Annotated in this window: 22 protein-coding genes and 1 pseudogene; 15 read left to right on the top strand and 8 right to left on the bottom strand. The window is 70.3% G+C overall.

Translation table 11 applies throughout. From position 1 onward, the window contains the following. The 5 genes and pseudogenes from J0695_RS01410 to J0695_RS01390 all read left to right on the top strand — a co-directional run. A pseudogene (locus J0695_RS01410) lies at positions 1-1,034 on the top strand (hypothetical protein); the annotation flags it as partial. A 139-nt stretch (positions 1,035-1,173) separates the two neighbouring features. Continuing rightward, positions 1,174-2,097, top strand: a complete 924-nt coding sequence (locus J0695_RS01405; RefSeq protein ID WP_206959312.1) for an ABC transporter ATP-binding protein — start codon at positions 1,174-1,176, stop codon at positions 2,095-2,097. Further along, a complete protein-coding gene (locus J0695_RS01400; protein ID WP_206959310.1) occupies positions 2,094-2,834 on the top strand; it encodes an ABC transporter permease in 741 nt (246 codons plus the stop codon). Before J0695_RS01405 ends, J0695_RS01400 begins: the two co-directional genes overlap by 4 nt. Before the next feature lie 62 nt (positions 2,835-2,896). Beyond that, complete coding sequence (locus J0695_RS01395) at positions 2,897-3,985, top strand: sensor histidine kinase (RefSeq protein WP_206959314.1); 1,089 nt, start codon at positions 2,897-2,899, stop codon at positions 3,983-3,985. Further along, positions 3,982-4,587, top strand: a complete 606-nt coding sequence (locus J0695_RS01390; protein ID WP_206959308.1) for a response regulator transcription factor — start codon at positions 3,982-3,984, stop codon at positions 4,585-4,587. The genes J0695_RS01395 and J0695_RS01390 overlap by 4 nt, the downstream gene beginning before the upstream one ends. Before the next feature lie 11 nt (positions 4,588-4,598). On the opposite strand, the gene J0695_RS01385 is transcribed toward J0695_RS01390, so the two are convergent. Further along, a complete protein-coding gene (locus J0695_RS01385; RefSeq protein WP_242552066.1) occupies positions 4,599-5,252 on the bottom strand; it encodes a TetR/AcrR family transcriptional regulator in 654 nt (217 codons plus the stop codon). A 122-nt stretch (positions 5,253-5,374) separates the two neighbouring features. Between J0695_RS01385 and J0695_RS01380 the strand changes: the two genes are divergently transcribed. Both J0695_RS01380 and J0695_RS01375 read left to right on the top strand, forming a co-directional pair. After that, positions 5,375-6,073, top strand: coding sequence for a hypothetical protein (locus tag J0695_RS01380; RefSeq protein ID WP_206959304.1), 699 nt, complete (start codon positions 5,375-5,377; stop codon positions 6,071-6,073). A gap of 62 nt (positions 6,074-6,135) precedes the next feature. Then, a complete protein-coding gene (locus J0695_RS01375) occupies positions 6,136-6,570 on the top strand; it encodes a VOC family protein (protein ID WP_206959302.1) in 435 nt (144 codons plus the stop codon). Between the two features lie 14 nt (positions 6,571-6,584). Here the strand turns inward: J0695_RS01375 and J0695_RS01370 are convergent, their stop codons facing one another. After that, positions 6,585-7,040, bottom strand: coding sequence for a DUF2000 domain-containing protein (locus J0695_RS01370; RefSeq protein WP_242552065.1), 456 nt, complete (start codon positions 7,038-7,040; stop codon positions 6,585-6,587). Between the two features lie 49 nt (positions 7,041-7,089). Here J0695_RS01370 and J0695_RS01365 point away from each other — a divergent pair, with 49 nt between their 5' ends. Continuing rightward, the gene (locus tag J0695_RS01365; protein ID WP_206959298.1) at positions 7,090-7,938 is read left to right on the top strand and encodes a helix-turn-helix domain-containing protein; all 849 of its coding nucleotides are present in this window, start codon (positions 7,090-7,092) and stop codon (positions 7,936-7,938) included. Here J0695_RS01365 and J0695_RS01360 read toward each other — a convergent pair. Together J0695_RS01360 and J0695_RS01355 are read right to left on the bottom strand one after the other, a co-directional pair. Continuing rightward, positions 7,898-8,746: a transglutaminase family protein gene (locus J0695_RS01360; RefSeq protein ID WP_206959296.1), complete on the bottom strand. Its 849-nt coding sequence runs from the start codon at positions 8,744-8,746 to the stop codon at positions 7,898-7,900. The genes J0695_RS01365 and J0695_RS01360 overlap by 41 nt on opposite strands. A gap of 17 nt (positions 8,747-8,763) precedes the next feature. Beyond that, entirely contained in the window at positions 8,764-9,762 is a 999-nt protein-coding gene (locus J0695_RS01355) for a GNAT family N-acetyltransferase (RefSeq protein ID WP_206959294.1), read from the bottom strand. 113 nt (positions 9,763-9,875) lie between these two features. On the opposite strand from J0695_RS01355, the gene fdxA reads away from it, so the two are divergent. After that, positions 9,876-10,202 carry a ferredoxin gene (gene fdxA, locus J0695_RS01350; RefSeq protein ID WP_206959293.1) on the top strand — a complete coding sequence of 109 codons (327 nt, stop codon included), beginning with the start codon at positions 9,876-9,878 and terminating at the stop codon, positions 10,200-10,202. Between the two features lie 85 nt (positions 10,203-10,287). Then, positions 10,288-11,385 (top strand): succinyldiaminopimelate transaminase, encoded by a 1,098-nt coding sequence (gene dapC, locus J0695_RS01345; RefSeq protein WP_206959292.1) that lies wholly within the window; start codon positions 10,288-10,290, stop codon positions 11,383-11,385. A gap of 121 nt (positions 11,386-11,506) precedes the next feature. On the opposite strand, the gene J0695_RS01340 is transcribed toward dapC, so the two are convergent. Continuing rightward, positions 11,507-11,971 (bottom strand): ATP-binding protein, encoded by a 465-nt coding sequence (locus J0695_RS01340; protein ID WP_206959291.1) that lies wholly within the window; start codon positions 11,969-11,971, stop codon positions 11,507-11,509. 303 nt (positions 11,972-12,274) lie between these two features. Then, on the bottom strand, positions 12,275-13,186 hold the full coding sequence (locus J0695_RS01335) for a VldE C-terminal domain-containing protein (RefSeq protein ID WP_206959290.1): 912 nt from the start codon (positions 13,184-13,186) through the stop codon (positions 12,275-12,277). Between the two features lie 39 nt (positions 13,187-13,225). Between J0695_RS01335 and dapE the strand changes: the two genes are divergently transcribed. Then, positions 13,226-14,305, top strand: a complete 1,080-nt coding sequence (dapE, locus tag J0695_RS01330) for a succinyl-diaminopimelate desuccinylase (RefSeq protein WP_206959289.1) — start codon at positions 13,226-13,228, stop codon at positions 14,303-14,305. Positions 14,306-14,370: 65 nt separating this feature from the next. Further along, positions 14,371-15,120 (top strand): LOG family protein, encoded by a 750-nt coding sequence (locus J0695_RS01325; RefSeq protein WP_206959288.1) that lies wholly within the window; start codon positions 14,371-14,373, stop codon positions 15,118-15,120. 75 nt (positions 15,121-15,195) lie between these two features. Here J0695_RS01325 and folP read toward each other — a convergent pair whose 3' ends face one another. Next, positions 15,196-16,056, bottom strand: coding sequence for a dihydropteroate synthase (folP, locus tag J0695_RS01320; RefSeq protein WP_206959287.1), 861 nt, complete (start codon positions 16,054-16,056; stop codon positions 15,196-15,198). Between the two features lie 95 nt (positions 16,057-16,151). Between folP and J0695_RS01315 the strand changes: the two genes are divergently transcribed. After that, the gene (locus J0695_RS01315; RefSeq protein ID WP_206959285.1) at positions 16,152-16,511 is read left to right on the top strand and encodes a DivIVA domain-containing protein; all 360 of its coding nucleotides are present in this window, start codon (positions 16,152-16,154) and stop codon (positions 16,509-16,511) included. Next, a complete protein-coding gene (locus J0695_RS01310) occupies positions 16,508-17,098 on the top strand; it encodes a DNA-3-methyladenine glycosylase I (protein WP_206959282.1) in 591 nt (196 codons plus the stop codon). Before J0695_RS01315 ends, J0695_RS01310 begins: the two co-directional genes overlap by 4 nt. A gap of 2 nt (positions 17,099-17,100) precedes the next feature. Here the strand turns inward: J0695_RS01310 and chcB are convergent, their stop codons facing one another. Beyond that, complete coding sequence (gene chcB / locus J0695_RS01305) at positions 17,101-17,904, bottom strand: 2-cyclohexenylcarbonyl CoA isomerase (protein WP_206959281.1); 804 nt, start codon at positions 17,902-17,904, stop codon at positions 17,101-17,103. Between the two features lie 299 nt (positions 17,905-18,203). Here chcB and J0695_RS01300 point away from each other — a divergent pair, with 299 nt between their 5' ends. Then, positions 18,204-18,371 carry a DUF3117 domain-containing protein gene (locus J0695_RS01300; RefSeq protein ID WP_003966491.1) on the top strand — a complete coding sequence of 56 codons (168 nt, stop codon included), beginning with the start codon at positions 18,204-18,206 and terminating at the stop codon, positions 18,369-18,371. Positions 18,372-18,494: the final 123 nt, after the last annotated feature.

The raw sequence follows: 18,494 nt of genomic DNA, 5'->3' as shown, positions 1-18,494 counted from the left end.
CCCCGCGCCTGCCGGACTCCCCCGGGGCACCGGGCCAGGCACCGGCGCCGGACGCCGCCCCCGCGGCGCCCGCTCCGGCCCGTACCGCCGCCAGGCCCGCCAAGAAGGGCCGCTCCAAGCTGGTCCTGCTCGGCGTGGCCGTGGTCGTCGTCGCCGGTCTCGCCTACGGCGCCGGGCTGCTGATGAACCACACCGACGTACCGACCAACACCACGGTCCTCGGCGTCGACATCGGCGGCGGGACCCGCGAGGAAGCCGCCAACAAGCTGGACGCGGCTCTCGGCAAGCGCATCAACGACCCGCTGCAGCTCTCCGTGGACAGCAAGCAGACGAAGCTCTTCCCGGAGAAGTCGGGCCTGACGCTGGACAGCCAGGAAACGGTCCGCAACGCGGCGGGCAGCGACTACAACCCCGTCTCCGTCATCGGTTCGCTCTTCGGCGGCGAACGCGTCGTCGAGCCGGTGATCAAGGTCGACCAGGAGAAGCTGAGCGTCGCGCTGAACGATCTGGCGGGCGTCTCCGGCTCCGCATCCGAGGGCACGATCAAGTTCGTCCCCGGCAAGGCCGTCGCCGTACCCGGCAAGGCGGGCAAATCGCTCGACGTCGGCCGGTCGGTGATTTCCGTACGGGACGCCTACCGCAACCAGGTCGAGACGGGGAAGCCCAACACCGTCCGGCTCCCGGTCGTGGAGCGCCAGCCCGCGATCACCCAGGCCGAGCTCGACCGTGAGATGAAGGACTTCGCGCAGCCCGCGATGTCCGGCCTGATCAAGATCAAGGCGGGCGGCAAGGAGATCGCCTTCGGCCCCGCGCGTTCGCTGCCGAAGATCCTCTCGGTGACCCCGGCCAACGGAAAGCTCGTCGAGCACTACGACAAGGCTGCGATCAACCAGCTCCTGGAGGGCGTCTTCAAGGGCGTCATGGTCGACCAGGGCGGTACGAACCACGAGGTGACGGCGGACGACGTGGCCACGGCCATGAAGAAGGCGCTGCTCGGAAAGACCCTGGCAGCCCGTACGGTCACGATCACCTGACCCCCGGGCACGCCGACGTGAGCCCCCGCACACCGACTGTGCGGGGGCTCCGTCATGGGTACGGCCATGACATTTGTCATCGCCGACTCACGACAGGCGGCTCTGCCGCGAGCGGCCCCCGCTGAGCGAACCTGTCCCTATGACCACACACCCCGCTCCCACCGCGACCGTGGTGAGCTTCGAGAACGTCAGCAAGAGCTACGGGGACGTACGCGCCGTGGCCGACCTCTCGCTCACCCTCAACCCGGGCGAGACGGTCGCACTCCTGGGCCCCAACGGAGCGGGCAAGTCCACCACCCTGGACCTCCTCCTCGGCCTGCGCCCGGCGGACACCGGCACGGTCTCCGTCTTCGGTACGACGCCCACCGACGCCATCGCGGCAGGCCGCGTCGGCGCGATGCTGCAGAGCGGCGGCCTGATGGAGGAGGTCACGGTCCGCGAGATCGTCACACTCGCCTGCGACCTGCACCGCAGGCCGCACCCGGTGAACGAGGTCCTCAGCAGGGCCGGGATCGATCAGATCGCCGACCGCAAGGTCAACAAGCTCTCCGGTGGCCAGGAGCAGCGCGTGCGCTTCGCCCTCGCCACGGCCGGCGACAACGACCTGATCGTCCTCGACGAGCCGACGACCGGCATGGACGTCACCGCCCGCCAGGCCTTCTGGGCCACCATGCGCGAACAGGCCGACCGGGGCCGCACGGTCCTCTTCGCCACCCACTACCTGGAGGAGGCCGACGCGATCGCCGACCGCGTCCTGGTGCTCCACAAGGGCCGGCTGCTCGCCGACGGCACCGCCTCCGAGATCAAGGCGAAGGCCGGGGCCCGCCGTATCGCCTTCGACCTGGAGGGTGTGATCGACGAACCGGCCCTGCGCGAGCTCCCGTTCCTCACCAGCTTCGACGTGTCCGCCCGTACGGTCCGCATCCAGTCCACCGATGCGGACGCGACCGTCCACGCGATCTACTCGCTCGGCCTCTACCCGCGCAACCTCGAAGTCGCGGGCCTCGGCCTGGAGCAGGCCTTCGTCGCCATCACCGAGGCCGAGGAGGCCAAGGCAGCATGACCACCCTCATCAGGCTCGAAATCCTGCGCACCCTGCGCAACCGCAAGTTCATGTTCTTCTCGATCCTCTACCCGTCGATCCTCTACTTGATCATCGCGAGCGGCGCGTCGTCGACGGACAAGGTCCCCGGCACCAGCCTCACCCTCCAGAACTTCTACGTCGTCGCCATGGCCTCCTTCGGCGCGCTCACCGCCGTCCTGATGGGCAACAGCGAACGCATCGCCAAGGAGCGCGAGAAGGGCTGGGTCCGCCAGCTGCGCCTCACCTCGCTCCCCGGCCGCGGTTACGTACTCGCGAAGATCGCCAGCGGGGCCGTGGTCACGCTGCCCTGCATCGTCGTGGTCTTCATCGTCTCGGCGGTCGCCAAGAACGTCCGCTTCGACGCCTGGCAGTGGCTGGCCCTCACCGGAGTGATCTGGGCGGGCAGCCTGGTCTTCGCCGCCCTGGGAGTCGCCATCGGCTACATCGCCAGCGGCGACGCGGTCCGCCCGATCACGATGATCATCTACTTCGGTCTCTCCATCCTCGGCGGTCTGTGGATGCCGACCACGGTCTTCCCCGACTGGCTGCAGACCGTCTCCACCTGGCTGCCCACCCACGCGTACGCGGCCCTCGGCCAGGCCGTCGAAATGGGCAACGCCCCGCACTCGAAGGACGTCGCGATCCTCTTCGCGTACTTCCTGCTCTTCTCGGGCGGAGCGGCCTACCTCTACCGCAAGGACACCCTGAAGGCGTGAACGGCGAACGGGAGATCGGGATCGGCCGGCCGCCTTCGAACGGCCGCGAGGCGGCACGCAAGATGCTCTGGATCGGCGTCTGGCTGATCTTCATGGGCAACCCGGTGAGCAAGCTCCTCGGCGACGACTACACGGGCGTCGAGGAGTTCCTCGGCTGGACCGGCATCGTGGTCTTCGTCGCCGCTTACCTCGTCCTGGTCTTCCGCCAGACGGCCCGCGCGCTCTCCGCCCGCCGCGTGTACGGCGCACTCGTCTTCCTGGGCGCCCTGGCCCTCACGATGTCGCTCACGCTCGGCCCGGCCTGGCTCGTGCTCTTCGTGTACGTGGCCGTGGGCGCCGGCGCGGTCCTCCCGATCCGGACCGCACGCTGGGCGATCCTCGGTACGACAGCCCTCATGGCGCTCATCGCCCTCCTCGTCGACGACCACCCGGCCGAGGCCGTCACCCCGCTCCTCGTCCCCGCCCTCCTGGGCGGCTTCGCGATGACGGGGGTGCGCCAACTGGTCCGTACGACAGTCGAGCTGAAGGAGGCCAGGGCCACGGTCGCCCAGCTCGCGGCCAACGAGGAACGCCTGCGCCTCGCCCGCGACCTGCACGACCTCCTCGGCCACTCCCTCTCCCTGATCACCCTCAAGTCCGAGCTCGCGGGCCGGATGCTCCCCGACAGCCCCGACCGGGCCGCCCAGCAGGTGGCCGACATCGAAAGGGTCAGCCGCCAGGCCCTGGCCGACGTCCGCAGCGCGGTCACCGGCTACCGCCGCCCCACCCTCTCCGGCGAACTGGCAGGCGCCCGTACGGCATTGGCCGCCGCCGGAATCATCGCCACGGTCCCCGACGACCCGGGCCCGCTGGACCTCACCGAGGACCGCGAGGCGGCGCTCGCCTGGGCGCTCCGCGAGGGCATCACCAACGTCGTACGCCACAGCGGGGCCCGCACCTGCACCGTCACGCTCGCCGTGCGCCAGACCCTGGACGGCCGCCACCTGGCACTCTCGGTCCACGACGACGGGCGCGGCGCCGCGCAGACCACTCCGGGCAACGGCCTCACCGGTCTGACGGAACGCCTCGTCGGCGTCGGCGGCACGCTGGACACCGATGTGTCCCGCGGCTTCACGCTCACCGCCCGCGTCCCCATAAAATCCGCTGCATGATCAGGATCCTGCTCGCCGAGGACCAGTCGATGGTCCGAGAAGCCCTCGCGGCCCTGCTCGGCCTGGAACCGGACTTCGAGGTCGTGGCCCAAGTGGCGCGCGGCGACGAGGTGCTGGCGGCGGCGCGCGCCCACGACGTGGACGTGGCGCTCCTCGACATCGAGATGCCGGGCATGACGGGCATCGAGGCGGCGGCCGTGCTCCGGCGTGAACTCCCCGCCCTCAAGGTGGTCGTCCTGACGACCTTCGGCCGCCCCGGCTACCTCCGCAGCGCGATGGAGTCGGGCGCGTCGGCGTTCCTGGTGAAGGACGCCCCGGCGGCCCAGCTGGCGGCGGCGGTACGCAAGGTCCTCGCGGGCGAGCGGGTGATCGACCCCACGCTCGCCGCGGCGGCCCTGGCGGAGGGGGCGAATCCGCTCACGGAACGCGAACGCGATGTGCTGCGGGCGGCGGCGGACGGCTCGACCAACGCGGAACTGGCGGAGACGCTCCACCTCTCGCAGGGCACGGTGCGCAACTACCTCTCCACGGCGATCCAGAAACTCGCGGCCCGCAACCGGGCGGAGGCGGTCCGCATCGCCCGCGACAAGGGCTGGCTCTGACCGGATCCGGCTCAGGTGTGGGCGGTGCGGCGCCGGCGGTCGGGGGTGAGGAGGTAGGCGATGGCCATGTCGCTGAGCTCGTCCGCGTACCGGTGCCTGGCCGCTTCGCCGGTGGCGGGGTCGGGGCGCACGGAGTTGTGGAAGCAGGCGCCGAGGACGGCGCGGGCCGCGGTGTCCAGTGCGGCCCGCGGGTGGGAGCGCCGGATCTCGTCGGTGTACGGCGCTGCCGCTTCGAGCAGGAGGCGGTGGATCTCGGTGATGGTGCGGGCCCCGCGGTCCAGGGATTTCGTTCCTCGCGCGCGCAGCAGTTCGGGGAAGAGACTGCTGTTGTCGGCGAAGGACTGCAGCAGGCCGTGGGCGTAGGCGTCCATGACGCCGGAGAGAGAGGGTTCGGCTGAGCCCAGCTGCTCCGCCATGTACTCCTCGCGCCGTTCCAGCATCCGCTCGGTCAGGGCGGTGATCAGCTGTTCTTTGTCCTCGAAGCGGCGGTAGATCGTGCCGACGGAGACGCCTGCGTGCGCGGCGACGCCGGTGATCGTCATCTCCTCCAGGCCGGACGAGGAGGCGATTTCCTCGGCCGCCCGCAGTACGCGGGCCAGTGTCGCGGCGCTGCGCGCCTGCCGGGGTTCCCGGTAGAGCGCCGGGCGCTCTGGCTCCTCGGTCATGTCCGGCATCGTATCGGCGCCGGTCCCAGCAGGCCCTTTTGACAAGTGGTGCACCCCTCTCAGTACTCTCATGATGCGAACGTGAATTCACATTCGCATTCTATCGGAGGGGTTCGACGACCATGACCGACCACCAGACTTCCCCCGCTGTGACCGTGACGCTCGAGTCAGGGCCCACCGGCGCCGGGAGCATCGACGACTTCGAGCTGTTCTACGCCCGCCGCGCCCTGGACCGCTTCCGGACGCGGCTGGGACGCCAGGGCCTGCTGGATCTCCTGGCCGCGGACATCGAGGAGGGCAACGCCTTCCTGCGGGAGTGCGCGCGCACCTCCGACGGCCACTTCAAGGCGGGTACGACCGTGCTCGCCACGCGCGGTCTGTCCTCGGCCGCGTTCCTGGCCTGGATGGACAAGGCCTTCGCGGGCGACGAGCGCGCACTGCTCGCGGCGCACCCCGAGCACTACGTGATGGGCACCGATGACATCGGAGCGCGCGTGGTGGAGAACATCGGCCCCCATGTCTCCTCCTTCTACATGGGCGGCTGGGGAACGGACGCGCTGGCCTGGGCCGCCGACGCGGACGAGCTCCTCCCGGAAGCCGAGTATCCGCGCAAGATGTCCTCGAACCTGTTCCTGGAGGACGGCACCGTCGTCGGGCGGGCACTGATCCAGTTCGGTGACACCGCCGACGGGTTCACCGCGAACCTGACGGTCTACTTCCCCACGTCCTGCCCCCAGGACGTCCTCGATCACCATCTGCGTCACTACGCCGTCGAGTTCAGGAATTGGATCGTCGCCGCGGCGGACGACGCCCGCGCCTGAGGCCCTTGGCCAGGGGCCACCCGAGGGTTCCGGTGATCGACAAGCGCCATTAGGGTGGCCCGATGGCATCGATCAAGCAGGTCCAGATCACCTTCGACTGCGCGGAACCCGAGCGCGTCGCTCGCTTCTGGTGCGAGGTGCTCGGGTACGTCGCACCCGAGCCGCCGGAGGGGTTTGCCACCTGGGACGATTACAACAGCTCGCTGCCGCCCGAGCGGCAGGGCGAGTGGTTCGCCTGCCACGATCCCTCGGGTGCGGGTCCGCGGCTCTTCTTCCAGCGCGTTCCCGAAGGCAAGGTCGTCAAGAACCGGGTGCACCTCGACGTACGGGCCGGCGCCGGCCTCGTGGGTGCGGAGCGCCTCGCCGCACTTGAGGCCGAGTGCGCACGGCTGCTCCCGCTCGGCGCGGTACGAGGGCTGCTTCAGCTCGCCGACGACGAGAACGAGTCGTGCCTCGGAATGCAGGACGTCGAGGGCAACGAGTTCTGTCTCGACTGACAGCCCGCCGGGGGTCACGGATGCATCCGTGACCCCTTCAGCACCTTGTCCACCGCATTGCGCGGCCCGTACACCGCCAGGCCCACCAGATCCAGCTGGTCCTTCGGGACGGCCCTGACGGCCGCGCGGTTGTCGCCGTCATGGCCCGTCGCGAACAGGTCCGAGGTGAACACCGCCACCGGGAGACCACGGCCCAGAGCGCGCGTGTGCGCCGCGGTCAGCGACTCCTTCGTGCCCTCGAAGACCAGCACGGGCTGGCGGAACATCGGGAGGTACGCGGTGTCGTCGGCGTCCGCGTACGGCTCGCCGATCACCTCGGGGGCCGTGCTGCCCAGGCCGCTGACCAGGAAGGCCGTGACGTTCAGCCGCTGCCAGGTCTCCAGGTCCTCACGGAGCAGCACGGCGATCTTGGTGTCGAAGCGGACGGGGGCGGAGGCGGAGGCGGGCGCTGAGGTGTTCTCGGTGGTCATGTACTGAGACTGCCGAGAACGTATGCCCGCCGTCTTGTACGTTCTTTGCATGGTGGCCAGGCAGGAGATATCCGCGTGGCGCCCGAAGGTCGCGGGCGTCGTGGAGGTCTTCCACGCCCATTTCACCGAGCACGCGTACCCCATGCATGTGCACGACGCCTGGACACTCCTGATCGTCGACGACGGCGCCGTGCGCTACGACCTCGACCGCCATGAGCACGGCACACCCGGCGACACCGTCTCGCTGCTCCCGCCGCAGGTCCCGCACAACGGCTCGCCCGCGACCCCGCACGGGTTCCGCAAGCGCGTGATCTATCTCGACATGTCGGTGCTCGACGCGGGTCTCATCGGGCCCGCGGTCGACGGGCCCGACCTCGTCGATCCCGTACTGCGGCAGCGCGTCGGACAGCTCCACACCGCCCTCGCGGTACGCGGCGACGAGCTGGAGGCGGAGAGCAGGCTGGCGCTGATCGGGGAGCGGCTGCGCGGGCACCTCGGCCCGCGCGCTCTCTCCCGTACGGAAGCAGGAGCCGACCGGGGCGTCGCCGGGCGGCTGCGCGAACTGCTCGACGCGAGGCTCGTCGAAGGGGTCGGCCTGGAGGAGGCCGCACGGACCGTGCACGCCGATCCGACCCATCTCGTACGGGCCTTCAGCGGCGCCTTCGGGATCGCCCCGCACCAGTACCTGATGTCCCGCCGAGTCGACCGGGCCCGCCGCCTGCTCCTCGACGGCCGGCCCGCGGGCGAGGTCGCCGCCGCCACCGGCTTCTATGACCAGTCCCATCTGACCCGGCACTTCAAGCGGGTCGTGGGCACCACCCCGGGCCGCTACGCCGCCACACCGGTACGGGAGCCGGTCAGTTCAGCATGGCGCGCGCCGACCTGGCCCGTCCCCTGATCGCCTCCGCCGTCGCCGGTTCCACCTCGGCCACCACGTCCGCGTAGTCCTCCAGCTCCGCCGCCCCGCGCAGGAAGTCGCCGCGCTGGACCAGGAGCTGGGCGTGCTCGTAGCGCAGGCGCGCCGGGTGCGAGGGCAGCAGCAGCGAGAGCTCCACCGCCCAGAGCTGCACGTCCGAGCGCTCGGGGCGGGTGGCGGCCCAGGCGCGGATGTTGTTGAGGATGCGCAGGACGATGTCGAGCGGCTCGGCGGGGACCAGCATGGAGGGCTCCAGCGGGGCGCCCGTCGCACCCGCCACCAGCAGGCCCGCGTCCTGCCCCGTGAGCAGCCGGCCGCCGTCGAACGGGTCGACCAGGACCAGGTCGTCAGGGGCGCCGAAGCCGACCACGAAGTGACCGGGCAGGGCCACCCCGTACACCGGAGCACCCGCCCGGCGCGCCACCTCGATCCAGACGACGGAGAGCAGGATCGGCAGGCCCCGGCGGCGGCGCAGCACTTGGTGCAGAAGGGAGGACGAGAGCCGCTGGTAGTCGACGGGTGCGCCTCTGAACCCGCCCGCGACGCCGAGGAGTTCGCTCAGGGCGACCGCCCAGGAGCGGGCGCCGGACACGCCGAAGGGCAACAGCCCCGCCAGTCGGTCGAGTTCGATCTGGGCGGCGTCGATCCCGTGACGGCCGAAGGCGGGGTCGGCCTGGGTACCGATGAGCAGACAGAGCTGTGAGAGGTCGGGGCGGTCCGCACGTGCCTCGTCGGCGAACTCCCGCCGCCAGTCTGCGGATTCCTGGGGGTCGGGTGATTCCTCGTGCATAGCAGCCTCGTACCCGGCTAGACCGATCGAAAGTGGTGGTAACTGTGGTGGGTCTCGAAACCCATCCGGTCATAGAGGGCACGGGCCCCGGTGTTGTCCTCCTCCACCTGCAGCCACGCGGCCGACGCGCCCTCCTCCAGGGCCCGGCGGGCGAGCGCGGCCATCACGGCTGTCGCCAGACCCTGGCGGCGGGCCGCCGGATCCACCTCTATCGCCATGAACCCGGCCCAGCGCCCGTCGATCACACAGCGGCCGATCGCCGCGGGAGTACCCCCGTCGGGGGCGGCCACGGTGGCGAACCAGGTGGAAGGGCCGCTGCCGATCACCTTCGAGACCTCGGGCCCCGGTGTCCCGAACCGCTTGTAGCGCGAGAGCCACGCCTCGTCGAAGGAGCGCGAGAGCACGACCCGCGAGACGTCCGCTTCGAGGTCACCGATCGGAGCGAGCGCGGCGATCCGCACGAGCGCGCTGACCTCGCTGGCCCAGCCCTGCTCGGACAGCTCAGCGGCGAGGAGCTCCTGGGTGCCCTCGGCGCCCATGGCCAGTTGGATGTACGAGGGCAGCCCCCGGGCCGCGTACCAGTCGCGTACGAGACCGAGCGCCTCGGCCAGCGGCCGTCCGGGGTCCCCCACCGCCAGCACCGAGTTCGCACGCCGCGTGAATCCGGCCGCGGCCCGCAGCTCCCACTCGCCCAGCGCCTCGCTCTCGACCGGCTGCCAGGCACGAGCCGTCACCCTCGCCAGCTCGGGGAAGGTGGCCGAAGGGCCCCTGCGCCGTGCCGGAGCGGGCGGAACGGACTTGCCCGCGACCAGCGACGATTCCGCGATACGGACAGATTCGCCGGTCCTGCGTGTGATCGACAGCACACCATCGTTCCAGGATGTGAGAACACCCACCGTGTCGGTGAACTTCTCGCCCTCGCGCCCGCTTTCCGTGAACTGCCTGACCGATACGCGTTTTCCCACGTCATCGGGTGTAATTCGGACTTCAAGACGTCCGCCGGTGGTGAATTCCACAGCTCTCTCCGCCCCTCCTGTTCGGATCGTGCCCAGGAACGGAGATACTAGGGGCGGGCATCGACGACGCCGCGCTCCCGCGCAGAGCAGCCCTACCGAGGAGGAACGACAGCGTGACTTACGTCATCGCGCAGCCTTGTGTCGACGTCAAGGACAAGGCGTGCATCGAGGAGTGCCCCGTCGACTGCATCTACGAGGGCTCCCGGTCCTTGTACATCCACCCCGATGAGTGCGTCGACTGCGGAGCCTGTGAGCCGGTCTGTCCGGTGGAGGCCATCTTCTACGAGGACGACACCCCGGAGGAGTGGAAGGACTACTACAAGGCGAACGTCGAGTATTTCGACGAGCTCGGCTCGCCCGGTGGTGCCTCCAAGCTCGGTCTGATCGAGCGCGACCATCCCTTCATCGCAGCGCTGCCGCCGCAGAACCAGCCCGGCTGAGCTGACATCGCCCAGGGTCCCGTACGGCTTGCGCGCCGTGCGGGGCTCTGGTGTTTCCCCGTACGACAGCGAAAGTGAGCATCCCGTGAGCAGCGCAGTCTCCTCGCGCCTCCCCGCCTTCCCCTGGGACAAGCTCGAGCCGTACAAAGCGACGGCCAGAGCCCACCAGGACGGCATCGTGGACCTGTCGGTCGGCACGCCCGTCGACCCGGTCCCGGATGTCATCCAGAAAGCGCTGATCGCGGCCGCCGACTCGCCGGGCTATCCGACGGTGTGGGGAACCACCGACCTGCGGGACGCGATCACCGGCTGGTGCGAGAAGCGGCTGGGCGCGGTGGACGTGAAGCACACCAACGTGCTGCCGATCGTCGGCTCCAAGGAGCTGGTGGCCTGGCTGCCGACGCAGCTCGGACTCGGCGCGGGGGACAAGGTCGCCTACCCCCGGCTCGCGTACCCGACGTACGAGGTCGGCGCGCGACTCTGCGGCGCGGAGGCCGTCGTCTACGACGACCCCACTCAGCTGGACCCCACCGATCTGAAGCTGCTCTGGCTCAACTCGCCGTCGAATCCCACCGGTCGTGTCCTGTCACAGGACGAACTCGTACGCATCGTGGCGTGGGCCCGCGAGCACGGCGTGCTCATCGCGAGCGACGAGTGCTACCTGGAGCTGGGCTGGGAGGCCGACCCGGTCTCCGTACTGCACCCCGATGTCTGCGGGGGTACGTACGAAGGCCTGATCGCCGTCCACTCGCTCTCCAAGCGCTCCAACTTCGCGGGCTACCGGCTCGCCTTCCTGGCCGGGGACGAGCAGCTCGTCGGCGAGCTGCTGCAGATCCGCAAGCACGGCGGGATGATGACCGCGGCCCCGGTGCAGGCGGCGGCCGCCGCCGCGCTCCGCGACGACGCGCATGTGCAGGAGCAGCGGGCGCGGTACGCGGCCCGCCGGACCGTGCTGCGCGACGCGCTGGAGGCGCACGGCTTCCGGATCGAGCACAGCGAGGCGAGCCTCTACCTGTGGGCGACACGCGGCGAGGGCTGCTGGGAGACGGTGGCGCACCTCGCGGAACTGGGCATCCTGGTCGCGCCGGGGGACTTCTACGGCGAGGCGGGCGCGCAGTTCGTACGGGTGGCACTGACAGCCACGGACGAACGGGTTGAGGCCGCGGCAAAGCGACTTAGCTAAGCCAAATCAAGCCCGTCCGGCGATTGAGGACAAACGGCCGAAGGCCGTGCACGTACACACGTACAGAAGGGAAGGGCCCGGGAGCACACGCTCCCGGGCCCTTCCCTGCACAGCGGCAGGGTCAGCCGAGCGGCAGACCCTGAACCGGCAGCGAGCCCGTGGACGGCAGCCCCTCGGTGGGCAGACCGGTCGTGGGCAGACCGCCGACCGGCAGACCACCGTCGGTCGCCGACTTGGCGGTGCCGCCAAGGAGGTCCCCGGCGCTGCCCGCGGCGTCACCGGCGGCCTTCTGGGCGGCGGGGGTCGCGGTCTTGCCGGCCTTGCCGACCGTCTTGCCGGCGGCCGGGACGGCCTGCTTCACGGCCTTGCTGCCGGCGTCGCCCGCGAGCCCGGTGGCCTTCTGAGCCGCACCGTCGACGGTGTTGCCGAGGTTGGCACCGTCGAGAGCGCTCAGGCTGCCCAGGTTCGGAGCCGCCGTCGGGAGGTCCACGGCGCTTGCGGAGCCGGCCGCCGCGACCACGGGGGCTGCACCCGCCGCGATGAGCAGCGCGGCACGGGCGATCCGACGGGCCAGGGGGAGGGACATGATGCTCCTTGATACGGGAGGGAATTACGTGGTGTCCGACGATCAGACGTCATGACAACTGCCGGAAGGGCGGGAGAGGTTGCGGTCCGGCAACGTAAAGAGTTCGTAATGCGTCGCATTATCGGCCAGGGATGAATATGGGCAAATGATCCACGCCGCGCAGGGGTGCGGGACCGCTGGATCCCTTTGCCCGCAAGGGAAGCGAGGATCACCGGCCCGGTGCCTCGACAGAGGCCCGCAGGGCCATCCGGGTGTCGCCAGGAGTGCCACGGCCGAGTGACGTGCCGGACCCCTGACCGAGTGCTATTTCGACAGGGTCAGGCGCACGCCGGCCGTCTGCCCGGCCGCTTTCCCGTCCGTGTTCTGCTTCTGCCAGCCGTTCCCCGAATGCCCCGCGGTCCACTCCTGGCCCGCGTAGGAGACCCGTTCGATCCGCAGCTCGGAGGAGTGGGCCACCGCCCAGTGCGCCAACTCCCAGCCCCGCTGCGGCTGCCCGGGGCCACCGGCCGTGGCCTTCGCCGACGGTACGGGGAGGTCCACCACGGCGCCGGAACCCGCATCAGGGGCCTTGGGCAGCGCCCCGGGGCCGAAGTCCCGCGCCAGCTCGGTCCGTACCCGCGCGGCACTCCCGGGCGTCGTGCCCTTCGCCGCCGAACAGGTGACGGCCGCCTGTGTCCGTCCCGTGAGGGCGGCCGAGAGCAGCGCCGCGTCGGGCTCGTGCTTGGCGTACGCCTGCGGGAAGCCGCTGCGCTGGACGCGCTGGGCGGCGACGGTCAGCGGCAGACGCGAGTAGCCGGGGACCTCGGCGAGGTGGTCGTAGAACTTTCCGGCCGCGTACGCCGGATCCATGATCTGCCGCGCGTTCCCCCAGCCCTGCGAGGGCCGCTGCTGGAAGAGCCCGAGCGAGTCACGGTCGCCGTGGGCAAGATTGCGCAGCCCCGACTCCTGGAGCGCGGTGGCCAGCGCGATGGTCACGGCCCGCTCGGGCATCCCCCGGGTCGTGCCGACCGCGGAGATCGTCGAGGCGTTGACCGCCTGCTCCGGACTCATCCGGTAGGTGTCCCCGTCGGCCGACGAGACGGTGCACCGGGGCGGGCCGCCGCCCCCGGTCTCGTACTGCGCCACCAGATACCCGGCGACAGCCAGCAGCACGGCGACAGCGGCGGCGGTACGCAGGAGACGGCCGCGACGGGGGAGGGAGGCGGTCTGGGACACGCGGCCAACCGTACTGGAGCCCGCGATATCGTCGGCGCCATGCCCGAAACCCCGCTTGACCTCACCCTGGACGCCCCGGCGCTGACCGCCTGGCTCGTCGACTTCCCGTCGGTGAGCGGTACCGAGAAGCCGCTGGCCGACGCGGTGGAGCAGGCGCTGAGCGCCCTCCCGCACCTGACCGTCGACCGCTACGGCAACAACATCGTGGCCCGCACGAACCTCGGCCGCGCCGAGCGCGTCATCCTCGCCGGACACCTCGACACCGTGCCGATCGCGGACAACGTGCCCTCCCGCCTCGACGAGGACGGCATGCTCTGGGGCTGCGGCAGCTGCGACATGAAGTCGGGCGTCGCGGTCCAGCTGCGCATCGCCGCGACCGTCCCCGAGCCCAACCGCGACCTCACCTTCGTCTTCTACGACAACGAAGAGGTCGCCGCCGACCTCAACGGCCTGGGCAAGGTCGTCGAGGCCCACCCCGACTGGATCAAGGGAGACTTCGCGGTCGTCCTGGAGTCCTCGGACCTGGAGATCGAGGGCGGCTGCCAGGGCACGCTGCGGGTCCTGCTGAAGACCAAGGGCGAGCGGGCGCACTCGGCGCGCGGCTGGATGGGGTCCAACGCGATCCACTCCGCGGCACCGATCCTGGCGAAGCTCGCCGCGTACGAGCCGAGGTGGCCGGTGATCGAGGGCCTGGAGTACCGCGAGGGCCTCAACGCGGTCGGCATCGAGGGCGGCGAGGCGAAGAACGTCATCCCCGACTCGTGCACGGTCACCGTCAACTTCCGTTACGCGCCCGACCGCAGCGAGGAGGACGCCCTGGCCCACGTCCGTGAGGTCTTCGCCGACTGCGACATCGACGAGTTCATCATCGACGACCACTCGGGCGCCGCCATGCCCGGCCTCTCGCACCCGGCGGCCAAGGCCTTCGCCGAGGCGGTCGGCGGCACCCCGCGGCCCAAGTTCGGCTGGACGGACGTGGCGCGCTTCGGCTCGCTGGGCATTCCGGCGGTGAACTACGGCCCTGGCAACCCGCTGCTGGCCCACAAGCGCGACGAGCGGGTCCAGATCTCGCTGATCTCCGACTGCGAGTCGCGACTCCACGCCTGGCTGACGTCCTGAATTTCGCTGTTCGTCACAGCTGTCCGCCTACGCTGACCTGACACGCACAGCGGAGGGAGCAGGTCATGGACAACCCCGAGGGAGCGCCGGCCCTGGACGAGCAGCGGCTCGGACCGGTGGTACGCCGCCGGGAGCAGGTCCAGCCGGGCACGACGGACCAGCGGCTGCTGGACTCCGAGGGCGACTCCGAGTGGGTGCACACCGACCCCTGGCGGGTCATGCGCATCCAGTCGGAGTTCGTGGAGGGCTTCGGCGCACTCGCCGAACTGCCCAGCGCGATCAGCGTCTTCGGCTCGGCGCGCACACCTGTGGACTCTCCGGAGTACGAGGCGGGCGTACGCATCGGCCACGCCCTGGTCGACGCCGGCTTCGCGGTGATCACGGGCGGCGGTCCCGGTGCGATGGAGGCGGCGAACAAAGGGGCCAGGGAGGCCAAGGGCGTCTCGGTCGGCCTGGGCATCGAGCTCCCCTTCGAGCAGGGCCTGAACCAGCACGTCGACATCGGGGTGAACTTCCGCTACTTCTTCGTACGGAAAACGATGTTCGTGAAGTACGCGCAGGGGTTCGTGGTCCTGCCGGGCGGCCTCGGCACCCTGGACGAGCTCTTCGAGGCCCTGACGCTCGTCCAGACGAAGAAGGTCACGAGCTTCCCGATCGTGCTCTTCGGCACCGCGTACTGGAGCGGTCTCGTGGACTGGCTGCGGGACACCGTGATCGCCCAGGGCAAGGCGTCGGAGAAGGACCTGCTGCTGTTCCACGTGACGGACGACGTGGACGAAGCGGTGGCCCTGGTGACAAAGGAAACATCCAAGTAGCGGCCACTCGCCACCTGTCCTCAATCGCCGGGCAGATCAAGCCCGTCCGGCGATTGAGGACAGTCTTTTTTGGGGTTACGCCAGCCCCCGCCGCGCGACAGCCGGAGCCCGGTGCCCCGCGATGGCCGCCACCATGTCCAGGACCTGCCGCGTCTCGGCGACCTCGTGCACCCGGTACACCTGCGCCCCCAGCCAAGCCGAAACGGCCGTCGTGGCCAGCGTCCCGATCACCCGCTCCTTGACCGGCTTGTCGAGCGTCTCCCCGACGAAGTCCTTGTTCGACAGGGATACGAGCACCGGCCACCCCGTCTCCGTCATCTCGCCCAGACGCCGTGTCGCCTCCAGCGAGTGCCGGGTGTTCTTCCCGAAATCATGACCGGGATCGATCATGATCGCGTCCCGCCGCACCCCGAGCGCGGCGGCCCGCTCGGCCAGCCCCACCGTGACCCGCAGGATGTCCGCCATCACGTCGTCGTACGTCACCCGGTGCGGCCGCGTCCGCGGCTCGGCGCCGCCCGCGTGGGTGCACACCAGGCCCGCCCCGAACCGCGCCGCCACCTCCGCCAGCTTCGGATCGACCCCGCCCCAGGCGTCGTTGAGCACATCCGCCCCGGCCTCGCAGACCGCCTCGCCCACGTCGTGCCGCCAGGTGTCGACGCTGATCACGACATCCGGGTGGCGTCTCCGTACCTCCGCGACAAAACCGACCGTGCGCCGCGCCTCCTCCTCGGCCGACACCTCGTCGCCGGGGCCGGCCTTGACCCCGCCGATATCGATGATGGCAGCACCCTCCGACACCGCCTGCTCCACGCGGGCGAGCGCGGGCTCGTCGCGGAAGGTGGCTCCCTGGTCGTAGAAGGAGTCCGGAGTCCGGTTCACGATCGCCATGATCACCGGCTCCTGTGCGCTGAATTCGCGCCGTCCCAACCGCAACATTCGCCGTACCTTCCCTCGCATCCGGTCGCCTGCGACCTTAACTCTCAGCTGCGCATGGCACGATCGGCACCGGTACCGTTTCGGATCCCGGGGAGATGCGCGTGTTCTGGTTCTTGCTGATCGCGATGGTCGTGGTGGTCGCCGCGGTGACGCTCGCGGTGGTCGGTGGCGGCGGCAGCGACGCCGACGGTGACGGTGAAGGAACGGTGCTGCCCGATGTGGCGCCCGAGCGGCTCACCGACCCGCTGCCCGAGAACCGCCCGGTCGGCCGCGCCGACATCGAGGAGCTGCGGCTCCCGATGGTGGTCCGCGGCTACCGCATGGCGGATGTGGACGACGTACTGAGCAGGCTGGGAGCGGAACTCGCCGAGCGCGACGCCCGGATCGCCGGGCTCGAAGCGGACCTGGCGGGCGTGCGCGCCGGACATGTCCGCGACGAGGAGCCCCGGAGTTGAGCGGCGCCGCCGTACCCGGCCCGGACGGAAGACCGCGCTGCCCGTGGGGTCTCTCCACCGACGACTACATCGCCTACCACGACACCGAGTGGGGCAGGCCGGTCCACGGCGACGACGCGCTCTTCGAGCGGCTCTGTCTGGAGGCCTTCCAGTCGGGTCTCTCCTGGATCACGATCCTGCGCCGCCGCGAGGGCTTCCGTAAGGCATTCGCGAACTTCGAGATCGCCGCGGTCGCCGACTTCACCGACGCGGACGCCGAACGGCTCCTCGCCGACCCCGGGATCATCCGCAACCGCGCGAAGATCGCGGCGACCCTCGCCAACGCGAAGGTGCTGAACGGCTGGGCCGATGGCGCGCTGGACGAACTGATCTGGTCGTACGCCCCTGCCTCCGGCGCCGGCGCCGGCCCCGCACCACGCGCCCTGTCCGACGTACCGGCGGTCACGGACGAGTCCACGGCCCTGGCCAAGGAGCTGAAGAAGCGCGGTCTGCGCTTCGTGGGGCCGACCACGGCCTACGCCCTGATGCAGGCGTGCGGCCTGGTCGACGACCACCTGGCGGACTGCTTCGTACGGGGCACCCTCTAGCGTCAGCGGCCCAGGTACTTCGGCTTCTCCTTGTTGACGAAGGCCTGGACGGCGATGGCGTGGTCCTCGGACGTGCCCGCGCGCGACTGCAGCTCGTCCTCCTTGTCGAGGGTCTCGCTCAGCGAGTGCCCGGCGCCGTACGCCAGGGACTCCTTGATCGCGGCGTAGGCGACCGTCGGGCCCGCTGCGAGCGCCCGCGCCACGGCGGCCGCCTCCGCGGCGAGATCGGCGGTGGGGACGACCTTGTTCGCGATCCCCAGCTCGAACGCCTCCTGCGCGGTGATCGAGCGCGGGAAGAGCAGCAGGTCGGCGGCGCGGCTCTGGCCGATCAGCCGCGGCAGCGTCCAGGAGACGCCCGAGTCCGCGGTCAGCGCGACACCCGCGAAGGAAGTGGTGAACTTCGCGGTGTCGGCGACCACCCGGTAGTCGGCGGCGAGCGCGAATCCGAGACCCGCTCCGGCGGCGACGCCGTTGACGCCCGCGACGACCGGCTTGGGCATCTCCGTGAGCGCCCGCAGGACGGGGTTGTAGTGCTCGCGCACGGTGCTCATGGTCCGGCCCGTGCCGGCCTCGCGGTCGGCGGCGAGGAGCCCGATGTGCTCCTTGAGGTCCTGGCCCACGCAGAAGGCGCGGTCACCGGCAGAGGTGAGCAGTACGGCCCGTACGGCATCGTCCGAGGCCGCGGCCTGCACCGCTTCGCGGAGTGCGACCTTGGTCACGATGTTCATCGCGTTCATGGCCTCGGGCCGGTTGATCGTGATCGTCGCGAGTCCGTCCGCCACCTCGTACAGCACGGTGTCCGCCATGGGGCCCTCCAAGAAGTTACTGAGTCGTCGTCACTGCTCAGCATGGCGGAGATCACCGACGCTGCACATGTGACCTGCGTCAAACAAAAAGGGGCTGTGAGGGCGTGCGAGGCGGCGAAGTATCGCAGCAGGATCGCCGAATTGAGTGGTTTTGCGGGAGCGCGTTGCGCAAGCGATGCGGACCGATGTTGGTCATCGGGTCCTGTGATGCGGGATAATGGCTTGGAAGCAATGTGTTCGATGCCGGTGACACCTGGGTTGTCGGCTGCGATGAGCTGGTTTCAGGAAGGGGAAACAGCATGGCGGCCATGAAGCCGCGGACGGGCGACGGCCCGCTCGAGGTGACCAAGGAGGGGCGGGGCATCGTCATGCGCGTTCCGCTCGAAGGCGGCGGTCGGCTCGTCGTCGAGCTGACTCCGGACGAGGCAGACGCGCTCGGCGATGCGCTGAAGAAGGTCGTCGGCTGACGTTCCGAAGCCAAACTTTTCGCTGCCCCCGGCCATGACGGCCGGGGGCAGCACTGTTTTGTCTGTCCGCATGCGCCCACAGGTACGAGGCCGGTCCAGGGAGGATCAAGCCCGTCCGGCGAT

It is taken from the genome of Streptomyces beijiangensis, from assembly GCF_017315755.1.
Classification (GTDB): domain Bacteria; phylum Actinomycetota; class Actinomycetes; order Streptomycetales; family Streptomycetaceae; genus Streptomyces; species Streptomyces beijiangensis.
Note: the sequence above shows the minus strand (reverse complement) of the source record. Positions and strands in the feature narration are given on the sequence as shown.

Excerpts from the sequence above, each read along its gene's own strand:
- J0695_RS01405 (WP_206959312.1), top strand. The coding sequence starts at position 1,174 with ATGACCACACACCCCGCTCCCACCGCGACCGTGGTGAGCTTCGAGAAC.
- J0695_RS01400 (WP_206959310.1), top strand. The coding sequence starts at position 2,094 with ATGACCACCCTCATCAGGCTCGAAATCCTGCGCACCCTGCGCAACCGC.
- J0695_RS01395 (WP_206959314.1), top strand. The coding sequence starts at position 2,897 with ATGCTCTGGATCGGCGTCTGGCTGATCTTCATGGGCAACCCGGTGAGC.
- J0695_RS01390 (WP_206959308.1), top strand. The coding sequence starts at position 3,982 with ATGATCAGGATCCTGCTCGCCGAGGACCAGTCGATGGTCCGAGAAGCC.
- J0695_RS01385 (WP_242552066.1), bottom strand. The coding sequence starts at position 5,252 with ATGACCGAGGAGCCAGAGCGCCCGGCGCTCTACCGGGAACCCCGGCAG.
- J0695_RS01380 (WP_206959304.1), top strand. The coding sequence starts at position 5,375 with ATGACCGACCACCAGACTTCCCCCGCTGTGACCGTGACGCTCGAGTCA.
- J0695_RS01375 (WP_206959302.1), top strand. The coding sequence starts at position 6,136 with ATGGCATCGATCAAGCAGGTCCAGATCACCTTCGACTGCGCGGAACCC.
- J0695_RS01370 (WP_242552065.1), bottom strand. The coding sequence starts at position 7,040 with ATGACCACCGAGAACACCTCAGCGCCCGCCTCCGCCTCCGCCCCCGTC.
- J0695_RS01365 (WP_206959298.1), top strand. The coding sequence starts at position 7,090 with ATGGTGGCCAGGCAGGAGATATCCGCGTGGCGCCCGAAGGTCGCGGGC.
- J0695_RS01360 (WP_206959296.1), bottom strand. The coding sequence starts at position 8,746 with ATGCACGAGGAATCACCCGACCCCCAGGAATCCGCAGACTGGCGGCGG.
- J0695_RS01340 (WP_206959291.1), bottom strand. The coding sequence starts at position 11,971 with ATGTCCCTCCCCCTGGCCCGTCGGATCGCCCGTGCCGCGCTGCTCATC.
- dapE (WP_206959289.1), top strand. The coding sequence starts at position 13,226 with ATGCCCGAAACCCCGCTTGACCTCACCCTGGACGCCCCGGCGCTGACC.
- J0695_RS01325 (WP_206959288.1), top strand. The coding sequence starts at position 14,371 with ATGGACAACCCCGAGGGAGCGCCGGCCCTGGACGAGCAGCGGCTCGGA.
- folP (WP_206959287.1), bottom strand. The coding sequence starts at position 16,056 with ATGTTGCGGTTGGGACGGCGCGAATTCAGCGCACAGGAGCCGGTGATC.
- J0695_RS01315 (WP_206959285.1), top strand. The coding sequence starts at position 16,152 with ATGCGCGTGTTCTGGTTCTTGCTGATCGCGATGGTCGTGGTGGTCGCC.
- chcB (WP_206959281.1), bottom strand. The coding sequence starts at position 17,904 with ATGGCGGACACCGTGCTGTACGAGGTGGCGGACGGACTCGCGACGATC.
- J0695_RS01300 (WP_003966491.1), top strand. The coding sequence starts at position 18,204 with ATGGCGGCCATGAAGCCGCGGACGGGCGACGGCCCGCTCGAGGTGACC.